The organism is Paenibacillus sp. FSL K6-0276 (assembly GCF_037977235.1).
Lineage (GTDB): Bacteria > Bacillota > Bacilli > Paenibacillales > Paenibacillaceae > Paenibacillus_AQ.
On sequence record NZ_CP150276.1, the window covers coordinates 4,916,733 to 4,929,352 of the forward strand.

Here is a 12,620-nt window from a genome sequence, read left to right on the forward strand (position 1 = left end):
TCATTATGTTGTCCTTTCGTTTCGCAAAACATTTATAACTTTATAAGGTATTAGCCCCACTATTATTGGTTTTAACACATAAATTAAACCTAAAGGTAATAATCCAAGTTGTTTAAATCCTTTATATTTCACCTTAGCCTCATCAATGCGAAATTTGTATTTACGCCTTTTATAGGCACTAGAATCTTCTCTGTACCTATATAGAGTTTCATTCAAGTTGCAACCCTTCATTCCTAAGCTATATAGTCGCATAAATAAATCGTAGTCTTCGCATCGTAATGTCTCTTTTGAAACTCGATATCCATCTACTTTCATTAAAGCGCTTTTTCGGATCATTATGCTCGGATGAATAAATGGAGAGTTAAATAGAAAACTCTTATCTATTGGTTTTTCGATCATTTTTCTATGTCCCCAGTCACCACTATCATCAAATAGAACCGCACTGCATCCTACTAACGCATATTCATTATTATTATCTAGGAAATCAACTTGATTTTGAAACCTTTTTTCCGTTGAGATGTCATCAGCATCCATTCTAGCAATGTATTCCCCTTTTGCTATTTGAAGACAACTATTTAATGTCGCTGCTAAGCCCTTATTTATATCGTTTTTCAAAAGAATAATTCTATTATCTTTTTGACAAACAAATTGTAAGAACTTAAACGATTCATTATTAGAACCATCATCACATATAATAAATTCAAAATCCGAATATGTTTGATTTAAAATAGAATTAATAGCCTGTAACAACATCTCTTTATTACTCGGATTATAAACTCCCATTACAACCGATATTTTTGGCAATTAAAGCACCTCCCCATTTTCTCTATCAAACTAAACCGCTAATGAGCATACTTCAAAACATATTGTAGATATCTTTCATTTCTTCCATAACATTCTCAAGTATGTATGGACTGGAAAATTCCAAACTCATTTGACCCATTTCAAGCTTCATATTCTTCAAATTATAAATCTTTTCTATAAATCTACTTAAATCTTGAGTTTTATTTAAATCGAATAAAAAACCGTTTTGAAAATCCCTCACTAATTCAAGATGACCTCGGTTAACAGACGCCACAATTGGCAGAGCACAGCACATACTTTCAATAATATTAAGTCCTAATCCTTCACGAATACTAGATGCTACAGCAATGTCGCACATTGGATATATATCGCTTAAGTCCTCTCTATATCCTAAGAATTTAACATTATCCTGCAAACCCAGCTTCTCAACTAAAATTTTGTACTCTTGAGTAGATGATCCTTCACCAACTAACAGCAGCTTAATCTCAGGAATACTTGCCTTGAGATTCATAATTTCTTCTATTAGAATCCTTTGGTTCTTATTCTTATTTAACTCTGCTGCGTATATTAATAAAAAATCTTCAATATCAAACCCATACCTAGCTCTTAGTTCTTGTTTTCTTTCTATAGTGATTGGTCGATAAATTGATGGATTCACCCCAACTCCATGCACGTGCTTAATATTTTCAGCTTTAAATTTATATTTCAACGCGCAATTGAAATCTTCATTATTTATTGTTATTAAACAATCCGTATATCGTGACAAATATTTTTCTACAGGTAAATAAATTAACCAATTCAAGAAATTAGCTCCCTTGTAAAAATGGAATCCATGTGCAGTATAAATTATATTTGTTCCATTTTCACGAGCAGGTTTAGCAGCTAAACGAGTAACAACACCTCCAACAGGTGTGTGACAATGTATAATATTGTACTTATTTTCATTTATAATTTTTCTTAAATTAAAAAAAGCCCTCAAATTACCACTTTTAAATGGTGATCGTTCAAAAGGCACATTAAATTGTTTATCTACTAATTCGAGCTTTTCACATCCATTAGTGGCTACATGAACTTCCCATCCCTGTTCTCTAAACCACTGTAGATAAGGTAAATGAAATGCTTTAATATGAGAAATAACAGTTGCACAAAATAAAACCTTTTTTGACACTTTACGCTCATCCTAACTTTATCAATTTCAAAAAACATAATTAAATAAAATTTCTTTCTATTAATGGATCTATAATAACCAAAGTATAAAAAATTCACTTCGTAATTTATCTTGCATTTTCTATGTACCATTGTTTGCAATCTCTAAATCCATCTACAAAACCAAATTCAATATAGTCACCAATCAATTTTTTACTTAAAGAAGCATCATATTTTGTTTCTTTTATTAAAGCCTTAGCTTTGTACGATAGATTGCGTTTGAAGAACTTGTCAATCAATAGTAAAGCAGAAAATGAAATTTTATAGGGAATACGAATAATATAAAGTTTAGTATTTATTTCAATTGAAACTAGTCGTATTAAATTAATGAAAGAAACTTCTAAAGAATCCGAAATAATAAACCGTTTCCCCAAAGTCTTATCTGTGATAATAGTTGAAACAATTCCATTAACTGCATCCTTTACATAAGTGAATGATTTTACATTTTCACCAAACCCAAGTATCGGGAATAATCCCTTCTTAATAATTTTTATTAACCCTCCAAAGTTCCCTCTATCATATTTTCCAAACAATGTCCCTAATTGCACTATACTAACAGGAAATCCAAAATCGCGGAAATATCCCAGAGCAATTTCTTCAGCTGCAAGTTTCGATTTTCCATATACACTGACTGGAATACGTTTGGATGATTCACTAACAATTGAACTATCTTCATATGTAGCCACTGTACTTATTAAAATAAACCTAGAAATATTATTTGCCATACTTAATTTCATAAGATTATCAGTTTGCATTACATTAATTTGAATAAAATCTTCTTCAGAAGAATTATATGAATGGACTTGAGCTGCACAGTTAATAACAATGTCAACATTACTTAATGCCTGGTTGATTACATCTTCTGAAGAAAGATCGCCAGGAATAATGACGACTCGTTCATCAGAAGATGACAAAAAACCTTTATTTCTAACTAAGCATCTAATTTCTTTGCAATCAAAATCCAACAATCTATCTAGTAAATGATTACCAACGCATCCAGTAGCACCAGTGATAAATATTACTTTTCCTGTTAGTTCCATCCATATTCACCCACTTACACCTCTTGCTCTAATGACAGAAGAGATAGTTATTAATAAAATTTTAAAATCAAAACGTAAGGATCGATGTTTTAAATAATACTCATCAAAATCAGCTTTTTGATAGTCACTGATCTCATCTCGTCCATTTACTTGTGCCCATCCTGTAAGACCAGGCACTAATGAGTGAATTCCCCTTTTTGTTCGATCAGTAATCAAACCTGCTTGATTATATAAGGCAGGTCTTGGACCTACAAAACTCATATGACCCAACAAAATATTTATTAGTTGAGGTATCTCATCAAGACTTGATTTTCTAAGCCACTTACCAGAAGCAGTTATGTAACTTTTCGACTCAATTAAATGTGTAGGTAGATTTGGTGTATTTATAGCCATTGTTCTGAATTTAAATATAGTAAACATACAATTGTTTTTCCCGATTCGTTGTTGTGTGAAAAAAACTGATCCAGGAGAATCCAACCTTATTAAAATAGGTATAAATATAAAAAAGGGAGACAACAAGATTAATAAGAAGGTCGCTAAAAAAATATCGAAAACACGTTTCACAATAATCACCCGACTACTTATTTTTTTACGCTTATTTAATAGTTCATCTGCAATACTCATTCCTTGAATCTGTGAATTAAATTCTCCTTACCGCTCTCTTAATTCGCCATTCCCCCAGCCCATTTTTTCCCGATTTCAAGCTGTGCTTCAAATTCACTTCTATACTGACTAATAATTGCCGTACTATAACCATTGCTGTTCAGTTTTTGTTCAGTGTCGGCAACTATACTATTGAAGGTAGCACTAAACGAGGATAGTTGTTGTGCCCCTTTAGACTTAATACTTTTCTTACTCGCTTCATCTTTTGCTCCGATATATTCTTTCAAAATGCTCATTAAAGTCGATTCGCTTTGCTCTTTAAGTGCAGTAAGTTTGGCTTCCGTTTCACTAGTAATGGTTTCATAAGATACCTTTCCAGTTCCTGCAGCACCACCTCCTGTTGCACCAGTTGTATCCTTTGGCGCTGGTGTCGCAACTGCAGAGGGATCCTTAGCGCCAACTTGTTCTTGATAAGCCTTAGAAGCAGCAGTAATGGTCTTCGTCTTCTGATCCCAGCTAATGTTATTACCTACAGATTCCGATAAAAACCGTAAGGGCACATATAAAGAGCCATTCAGGATAAAGCTAGATTGGCCCGCAGGCAGTGCCTTGGTGGAACCTTTAAATACATAGCTAGCCTTAACTTGATTAAGGACGATGTTCTTTGTTACAGCTGTAGAACTGTTACCATTTGTTGCATTCATCAAGTACTCTTTAATCGCAACAAGCTCTGAGCTGCTTGGCTCTGCTACGGTAACTTTAACGTTCTTAGCATCCCAACTTACACTCTTCTGCAAGGCATATGACATGAACCGCAATGGAACATAAGTTGTATTGTTGTACATGAATACATATTGACCTGCAGGCGTCCCAATACTCACTCCATCAAAAATCATATTCACGTTCATGCTCTGCACTTTAATCGTAGTATTTGCAGCCTTAGTTGTTGCACTTGGTACCGCCGCCGCTGATACGGAAATAGGAGCGGATGCCGTTAAGGGCGCTAACCCTATTGAAGCTATTAACGATAGAGCTATGACTGGTAGCGTTGCTTTAGACATGCTTATTCACTTCCCTTTTCTTTCGCATTTGTTTGTTCTTCTTTAAGAACTTGATCTCGTGTCTTCCCTTGACTCACGCCATACTTCTTAGCAACCTGTGAAAGCTCATTGTATTGTTCTTCGGATACTTTACCTAGAATAATGCTGCGTGCTTCCCGCTTCTCATCTAGATTCAAGCCACCCTTAGCTAAATCTTTTAGGCGATTAATATCAGATACGCTAAGTTGACCCAGTACAATCGAAGCTACATCTGCTTTGTCTTTAATGGTTACATTCTCTTGAATCTCTTTAGCTTTATCAGTTGAAACCTGTGCCGTATAGCCATCTGTTGAGGCACCCTCTTTTTTACTCGAAGGAACTTTCGTTGGTTCACTAGTAGTAGTCGCTGTTGTTTCTCCACCAGTTTTACCGTTATCTTTGCTACCTTGGTCACTATTCCCCTTATCATCTGTTGATGGAGCAGTAGGTGTTGCAGACGCTACAGGTTCGACATCACCATCCACTGCTGTATCTTCAGGCGTAGTTCCTTGATCTTGACCTCCGCTAACATTACTTTCAGACTCCAGATCAAAGCCATCTGCCATTGAATTCATCAACTTATCGACGGCATAATTAGCAGCGAACAAACCACCTACACCCAGAACTACAATGATTGACAGCATCCATAAAAGGATCTTTTTCCATCGTTTGTTAAACACTTATGTATCCCCCTTTATGAATTAATTAGCTGATAGCAACTTGAACAACAGGCTGCATTGGTACAATTTGATTGATCACTTCACGAATGACTTCAGGATTTTCAGCCAGCACTCGATCCAATCGTTTAAACTCCAGTTCTAGCTGACTCAGACTTATCGCATTAGGTCTACCGATAAAGATTCTTCCATGATCTGTAGAGCCTAAATTTTCTTCATCTGTCAACAACTCTTCATATAACTTCTCGCCCTCACGAATACCGGAGAACTGAATATCAATATCCTTATAGGGCTCATAACCAGAGAGGGTGATCAAATCTTCAGCCAATGTTAGAATCTTGACCGGTTCTCCCATATCCAGAATGAAGACTTCTCCACCTTTGGCAAAAGAACCAGATTGGATTACAAGCTGAACGGCCTCTGGAATCGTCATGAAATAACGCACCATTTCTGGATGAGTAACGGTGACCGGACCACCCACAGCAATCTGCTGCTGAAAAGCCGGAATTACGCTACCACGACTGCCAAGTACGTTCCCAAAACGCACTGCTGAGAACTTCGTTCTACTTGTGGTATGCAGACTTTGCACATACATTTCAGCAATCCGCTTACTTGCCCCCATCACACTCGTTGGGTTAACCGCTTTATCCGAAGAGATCATGACAAATCTCTCCGCACCATATTTATCTGCACAATCTGCAACATTCCTTGTACCGAAGACATTGTTCTTAATGGCTTCCGAAGGGTTTCGTTCCATCAATGGAACGTGTTTATGTGCTGCCGCATGAAAGACAACATGTGGATTATGGCTACTGAATACGTCCATCATCCGACTGCGGTCCTGTACATCCGCGATCACGGTAACAATATTCAGATCAGGAAATATCTTGCGAAGCTCCATCTCAATCGTATAAATGCTATTCTCACCGTGTCCAAGTAGCATCAACTTGTCCGGGCCAAATGGAGCAATCTGCCGACATAGTTCTGAACCAATAGATCCACCAGCTCCCGTAACTAACACAGTCTTATGGTGTACATAACCTAGAATACTGTTCAAATCCGCTATAATCGGCTCACGGCCTAGCAAATCTTCAACGCTAACATCCCGCAGTTTCTTCACCGATATTTTTCCAGCGATCAGATCGTTAAGTGCCGGTATAATCTTAAGCTTGGCCCCTGTCTTCTTCGCAAGATTAATAATTTCAGAAATCTCAGTCCGTGAGACGGAAGGCATAGCGATAATGATCTCATGAATTTCACGTTCTTTCACAATAGCAGGAATAGCGTAACGATTGCCCAACACTGGCACACCCAGTATAGACATATGATATTTATTAACACTATCATCAATGAAACCCACCAGCTTGGTATGAGCAAAAGACAGTCCCATCATTTCTCTAGCAATCAATATTCCGCAATCGCCTGCACCAACAATTAGTGTATGGGTCTGAGTTTCTTTGGAATTGATTCGGTCATTATGGAGCACTCTCCACAAGAATCGAACCCCACCTACTAACAATAGAACAGTCTCCATGGTCCGAACTTCTATTGCAAAGGGCACTCGTTCTGGCAAAATAAAATACGCTAATAAAAATGAAAGTAATGAACCTGATACAATAGCTTTTGAAACGGATATGATCTCTCCGATGCTGGCATACTGCCACATTCTTCGGTATAGACCAAAATAAATCAGGCTTCCTCCAAATGCAAACGTTGCGATCAGACCAAATTGCAGCATTTGAACAAGATAATCCTGAAGAGGTTGGTTAGAGAACCGGAACAAATAGGATGTCACGATGCTGAACCAGATGATCGCAAGGTCAATGAAGAATAAAAGAACCACTCTAGATTTCGCTGTCATTTTCAGTGCCTCCAAAAATAACATTATTGTTAAAGAACAAATCAATTTCCATAGTAGTAGTAGTAGTAACCTTCGCTGGCTTTACGTTTCACATTATTGAGAACCACCCCAAGCATCTTAGCACCTACACGATCAAGGTTGGTTTTAGCTTTCACTGCAATATCGCGTTTTACCTTGCCATAGCTGACGACCATAATGACACCATCACTCTTGGAAGCCATAATCTGCGCATCCGTAACCGCCAATAACGGTGGGGTATCAATAAGAATGACATCATAACGCTGACGCAAGTCCTGCAAAAGAGTACTCATCCGATTGGAAGCCATCATTTCCGCAGGGTTTGGCGGGATCGGTCCAGAGGTCATGATGGAAAGATTGGGAACGCCAGAGTCTTGGACAGTGTCCTCAAGAACAGCCTGCTGAGACAACAGCGACGATAAACCGAAACGGTTACTAAGTGAAAAAGTCTTGTGAGCTGTGGGCTTCCGCAAATCCGCGTCAATCAAGAGTACTTTCTTATCTGCCTGTGCGTATGCCGCCGCTAGGTTAGCAGATACCGTAGATTTACCTTCCTCCGGACCGGACGAAGTTACCATGATTACTTGAATGGTCTCATCCACAGAGGAAAAATCAATATTCGTGCGCAGCGCGCGAAACGCTTCCGATACAGGCGAGCGCGGGTTCGTAACGGTAATCAGATGACGTTGTTTATTTGGCAGCTGTGACATGTTCGAGGTCCCCCGCCTTTCTGGATGATTGCGTCTGTGTCTGTGTCTGTGCCTGTGTTGCACCTTGTTTGCTTTCTTCTTGACCTAATCTTGTAATCATAGCTATCGTTGGCAGACCCAAATATTTCTCAATGTCTGCTTCTGTCTTCAGCGTATCGTCCATGTATTCCAGCAGGAAAGCAATCCCTAAGCCAATCATCAAAGAAACGATGAAAGCTATAGCCATGTTCATTAAGACATTCGGTTCTACGGGTCCTGGCTCGATAAGCGGATTCACTTTAGCCTCATTCAGAATCGATACGTTCTGCACGTTAAATAGATTAGGAATCTCATCCTTGAATACAAGTGAAATGGCATTCACGATTTCAGCAGCTCGTTGATACGAGTTATCTCGAACGACAAGTGTCATCACCTGCGTGTTATTGACGGAGCTCACATTAACCTTCTTCAACAGTTCTTCCGCGGTAATATTGAATTGCGGATAATCCTTCGTAACAATATCAAGGATGGCTGGAGTCTTAATAATTTCCTTATACGTATTAATCAATTGAATATTAGTATTAATCTGGTTTAAATCAAGCTGCGCTGCTGCCGACTGAGTCGGTGTCTGGTTGACGATAATCTTCGTGGATGCTTCATACACCGGATTCTTAATATACAGACTGTATACACCAGCAACACCGCACACTAAAACAACTATGCTAACAATCAGCCATAGTCTCTTCCTGACAATCTGAAAATAATCGCGAAGATCCAATTCCTGTGATGACAAGTGAAATTACCTCCAAGCTATTTCTGAAATATTTCGATACTATATTCGAGCACTTCCCTATTTGCAAAAAAGTGCCTCCTCTCACCTACATGAGAGGAGGCTGTTTACTATACTTTTTTATTTACTTACTTGAAGTTAATGGTACGGTAGATAATTACTGCTGCTTCAGCACGAGTAGCTGTATCGTTCGGATTGAACTTACCAGCATTTCCGATAACCAAGTTATGGTCTGCTGCGAATGCCACGCCATCTCTCAAGGATGCGCTGATCTTAGCAGCATCTGAGAATTTACTAATTGCCGTTGCATTTGTTGTTGCTGCTGGATTGATAGATTTCAATGCGCGGGAAATCATTGTTGCCATCTCTGCACGTGTGATGGTTGCGTTAGGATCGAACTTAGCGGCACTGCGGCCAGTAATGATCCCTTTCTCCGCTGCAACTGCTACATATGGTGCATACCAAGCAGTTGAACTTACATCACTAAAGCTTTGTACGGCTGAATTGTTCTCCAGGTTAAGCGCACGAATCAGCATCTTAGCGAACTCTGCACGAGTTACATTGCTCTTCGGTGCGAATTTCCCTTCTCCTACACCTTCAATCGCGCCTTTGGCAGCCACGACTTGAATTTGTTTGCCAGCCCATGCTTGTACACTAGCAATATCCGAGAAGTTTACTTTATTCTCAAGCACTGCATAGGAAGAGAAAGTATCCCGTGGTTCTACGATGAACTCTCCGTTAAGCACACCACCTTGGAATTGCAGGTTGCCGTATACAAGCTTCGCTACGGACAACAATTCTTTATCAAGACCATCAGTATTCTTAAGCGGCAGTTTAATGGTAATTGGTTGTTTAAATGTGCTTGTCGCTACACCATCTACACTGAGTCCAAACTCGTATACATCCGAAGCCAATTTCAATTGTGTAACGGAAGTTACGACTTCTGGTTTAGCAGTTGTTACTGTCAACGCAATGGCTGTACTGAACTGACTCACAGGAATCGTTACGGTTACGCCATTAAAGTTTACTGCGATATTTGCAATACCATTGGTCTTAGCTGCTTCAACAATAGCTTTGGACAGTGGAACTTCAACAGTAGGCGAAGTGATCTTACCAAGATTCAATGTCAGCGTAAGGGAAGTACCTTCCTTACCGGCAGCTTTAGCTGCAGCAGCAAGATTAGCCAAGGCATTGATTGTATCGGTGTCTACCAATTTCACAGTTGCTTTGCCATCTACCACTTGTACCAGTTTAGATACATCATAAGTACTAGCAGCTGCAAATTTCTGATCCACAGTTAGAGGTTTCGTTGTGAAATCTGAACCAGAGTTGGAATTTCCAGAAGTGCTAGGATCAGTTGGTTTAGGTGTAGTTGGTTTAAGATAGGCGTTATAGTAAGCTTTCGCCAGAACTAAAGCTGCTGCTTTTTCATTAGTTAGTCTAGATTCAACATTATTCTTGGTTGCTACAATCATATCTTTAGTAATTTTGAGATTTGCAAGAGACGCTCTCAAAGAATAGTTAGCTGTACCAATTGTGCTATCCAGAACAATAGTCTTCACATGATTCGCCAGTTCACTGTTTGGATGAATAATAAGGTCACCCAGATCCGATTCTGATTTTCCTTTTAGCAAGGTGATTAGCTTCTGTTCAACGCCGTTTGCGCCAAAAATGAAACTGTAAACCTCTTCAACGGAAAGATCTGTAATACCAGCTTGTTTACCGATCTCCTTCAGTAGTGCTTGATAAGCCTGATAATTAGGGGACTTCAGAATATCCGTAACTGCGGATAAATCCGGAGCATAGATAGACGATACTACTTCTTTATAGAAATTAAACAAAGTAACTTTATCTTCATCGCTGAGCTTAAGTTGAGTCAGAACAGGTGCGAAATCCGCTTCTAACTTATCTTGTGTAAGACCTTGAAGATCAGCACGGAAATCACGAAGCGTCTGCTTATCAGCATCAGTAAGTGTGCCATAAAGCTTCGTTGCACGCTCCTTCAAACTAGCAAAATCCGTGCTAGTCGCAGCGGATGCTGTTCCAACAATCCCAAATTGATCTGCGAATCCTTTGCTGCTAAGCGGAAGTCCTGCTACTGCAACCGCTGCCATACTAACCGCTAATGTCGATACTACTAGTTTCTTTTTCAAAGTCACTAAATATGCACCTCTTTATATGTATTTATATTTCTGTGTTACTATAGTCCTAGACTATTTCGCCCTTGCCTACACTATTACGTATAGCATCGATTCACCCAATAAAACCCATTCTACCACTATTAGGTAGATTAGTCAGCCTTTTCGGGAAAAAATCCCAAACAATTTGTGTCGATTCCTCCTGATTTGTACGTAATTACCATGATTAACCTCACCATTTGCCACAATTTGCTGAGCATTACCGCGCATATAGTCGCGCATCTCAGGACCTAATTCTTTCTCTAAAACCACATAAGCAGCATTTAATCCAAATGGACGATGAACACTGTCATGTGCATCAGAGGCCAACACATGTACTGCATTTCTACGACATAACTCCAGTGATAGCTTCTGAAGCTTATTCCCGAAGACGCCTGCAAGACTTTGTGCGGTTACCTGACTCAGTGATCCCAGATCTATCAATCTTTCTAATTTAGAAGGATCGGCAGCCACTTCAGCATTACGCTCCGGATGGGCGATGACCGGAACGAAACCTTGAATGATCAACTCGTGACAGATTTCTTCCATGTTGCGTGGGACTCGTGAAGAAGGCATTTCTAGTAAAATGTACCGCGAGTCTGCAAGACTTAGCAGTTGCCCCCGCTCCAGATCATCCAGTAAATCTCCGTAGACTCTAATTTCCTGACCTGGAAGAACAAGCAGTGGATTTCCATGCTGACGAAGTTTTTCATTCATCAGATCCACTGCTTCTCTTATATCGGGGGCGTTATTCATATATTGACCGTTGGCGTGATGTGGTGTGGCAATGACGGAAGTGATCCCGTCTCTATAGGCGTCTTGCGCCATGACGAGAGCGGATTCCCAATCAGTGGCTCCGTCATCCATAAAGGGTAATATGTGGCAATGGATATCTATCATATGTTATCTATCGGTCCCTTCCCATAGAAAATTTAGATTTATCAACAAAAAAATACAACCATTCCCAACAGGAATGGTTGCTTGATTGTAAATGAGTTCTTGTCTTAAGCTTCAGTAGGTTCCTCTTGCTGAGGTTCATTTGCGGCTATTTCAGCATCCTCAGAATCTGGAGTTTCATTCTTCGAAGAGAGAACATACCCATCGATTAATCCCCAAAGTTCTTCTTTACCAAGCCCAATCTCCGAAGAGAATGGGATGAAGTTATCCCCTGGCAGCACGCCAAGCTCCTGCTTCATGATCTTGATATGCTTTTGCCAGCGAGTCTTCGGAATCTTATCCGCCTTTGTCGCTACTACACACATAGGAAGATCATAATGCTTCAACCAATCGAACATCATCTTATCATTGCTGGTCGGCGGATGACGTAGATCCACGATGAGCAGAACAAGTTTCAACGTATCGCGCTCAGAGAGATATTTTTCCACCATCTTACCCCATGTCGCACGTTGCGTCTTCGACACTTTAGCATATCCGTAACCTGGAAAGTCAACAAAATACATGATATCCTCATTAATACGGTAATAGTTCATATGCTGTGTCTTACCTGGGGTGGAGCTTGTCCGAGCCAGATTCTTGCGGTTAATCATTCGGTTAATGAGGGATGACTTCCCTACATTGGAGCGCCCTGCCAGAGCAACCTCTGGCAAAGCATCATCAGGGTATTGATCAGGGCCAACAGCACTGATTATAAATTCGGCAATATTAACTTTCATAGG

12 protein-coding genes are annotated in these 12,620 nt (G+C 39.6%); all 12 read right to left on the minus strand.

The window, feature by feature from the left end; genetic code table 11:
• Positions 1–3 precede the first annotated feature (3 nt).
• The 12 genes from MHH52_RS23305 to yihA all read right to left on the minus strand — a co-directional run bounded on the left by MHH52_RS23305 (position 4) and on the right by yihA (position 12,617).
• Positions 4–804, minus strand: coding sequence for a glycosyltransferase (locus MHH52_RS23305; protein WP_340004655.1), 801 nt, complete (start codon positions 802–804; stop codon positions 4–6).
• A 52-nt stretch (positions 805–856) separates the two neighbouring features.
• On the minus strand, positions 857–1,972 hold the full coding sequence (locus MHH52_RS23310) for a glycosyltransferase family 4 protein (protein ID WP_340004656.1): 1,116 nt from the start codon (positions 1,970–1,972) through the stop codon (positions 857–859).
• 106 nt (positions 1,973–2,078) lie between these two features.
• Positions 2,079–3,050: an NAD(P)-dependent oxidoreductase gene (locus MHH52_RS23315; protein ID WP_340004658.1), complete on the minus strand. Its 972-nt coding sequence runs from the start codon at positions 3,048–3,050 to the stop codon at positions 2,079–2,081.
• A 6-nt stretch (positions 3,051–3,056) separates the two neighbouring features.
• The gene (locus MHH52_RS23320; protein ID WP_340009792.1) at positions 3,057–3,614 is read right to left on the minus strand and encodes a sugar transferase; all 558 of its coding nucleotides are present in this window, start codon (positions 3,612–3,614) and stop codon (positions 3,057–3,059) included.
• 98 nt (positions 3,615–3,712) lie between these two features.
• Positions 3,713–4,714 carry a stalk domain-containing protein gene (locus MHH52_RS23325; RefSeq protein ID WP_340004659.1) on the minus strand — a complete coding sequence of 334 codons (1,002 nt, stop codon included), beginning with the start codon at positions 4,712–4,714 and terminating at the stop codon, positions 3,713–3,715.
• 2 nt (positions 4,715–4,716) lie between these two features.
• On the minus strand, positions 4,717–5,412 hold the full coding sequence (locus MHH52_RS23330) for a hypothetical protein (RefSeq protein ID WP_340004660.1): 696 nt from the start codon (positions 5,410–5,412) through the stop codon (positions 4,717–4,719).
• Between the two features lie 25 nt (positions 5,413–5,437).
• Positions 5,438–7,270 carry a nucleoside-diphosphate sugar epimerase/dehydratase gene (locus tag MHH52_RS23335; RefSeq protein ID WP_340004662.1) on the minus strand — a complete coding sequence of 611 codons (1,833 nt, stop codon included), beginning with the start codon at positions 7,268–7,270 and terminating at the stop codon, positions 5,438–5,440.
• 41 nt (positions 7,271–7,311) lie between these two features.
• Positions 7,312–7,998: a CpsD/CapB family tyrosine-protein kinase gene (locus MHH52_RS23340; RefSeq protein ID WP_340004663.1), complete on the minus strand. Its 687-nt coding sequence runs from the start codon at positions 7,996–7,998 to the stop codon at positions 7,312–7,314.
• The gene (locus MHH52_RS23345) at positions 7,979–8,770 is read right to left on the minus strand and encodes a Wzz/FepE/Etk N-terminal domain-containing protein (protein ID WP_340004664.1); all 792 of its coding nucleotides are present in this window, start codon (positions 8,768–8,770) and stop codon (positions 7,979–7,981) included. The genes MHH52_RS23340 and MHH52_RS23345 overlap by 20 nt, the downstream gene beginning before the upstream one ends.
• A 125-nt stretch (positions 8,771–8,895) precedes the next feature.
• Complete coding sequence (locus MHH52_RS23350; protein ID WP_340004666.1) at positions 8,896–10,920, minus strand: S-layer homology domain-containing protein; 2,025 nt, start codon at positions 10,918–10,920, stop codon at positions 8,896–8,898.
• A 141-nt stretch (positions 10,921–11,061) separates the two neighbouring features.
• The gene (locus tag MHH52_RS23355) at positions 11,062–11,844 is read right to left on the minus strand and encodes a CpsB/CapC family capsule biosynthesis tyrosine phosphatase (RefSeq protein ID WP_340004668.1); all 783 of its coding nucleotides are present in this window, start codon (positions 11,842–11,844) and stop codon (positions 11,062–11,064) included.
• A 104-nt stretch (positions 11,845–11,948) separates the two neighbouring features.
• On the minus strand, positions 11,949–12,617 hold the full coding sequence (gene yihA, locus MHH52_RS23360) for a ribosome biogenesis GTP-binding protein YihA/YsxC (protein ID WP_340004669.1): 669 nt from the start codon (positions 12,615–12,617) through the stop codon (positions 11,949–11,951).
• Positions 12,618–12,620: the final 3 nt, after the last annotated feature.

Bases quoted from the DNA above. Each gene is read 5' to 3' on its own strand.
- MHH52_RS23315 (WP_340004658.1), bottom strand. From the start codon at position 3,050: ATGGAACTAACAGGAAAAGTAATATTTATCACTGGTGCTACTGGATGC.
- MHH52_RS23325 (WP_340004659.1), bottom strand. From the start codon at position 4,714: ATGTCTAAAGCAACGCTACCAGTCATAGCTCTATCGTTAATAGCTTCA.
- MHH52_RS23335 (WP_340004662.1), bottom strand. From the start codon at position 7,270: ATGACAGCGAAATCTAGAGTGGTTCTTTTATTCTTCATTGACCTTGCG.
- MHH52_RS23340 (WP_340004663.1), bottom strand. From the start codon at position 7,998: ATGTCACAGCTGCCAAATAAACAACGTCATCTGATTACCGTTACGAAC.
- MHH52_RS23355 (WP_340004668.1), bottom strand. From the start codon at position 11,844: ATGATAGATATCCATTGCCACATATTACCCTTTATGGATGACGGAGCC.
- yihA (WP_340004669.1), bottom strand. From the start codon at position 12,617: ATGAAAGTTAATATTGCCGAATTTATAATCAGTGCTGTTGGCCCTGAT.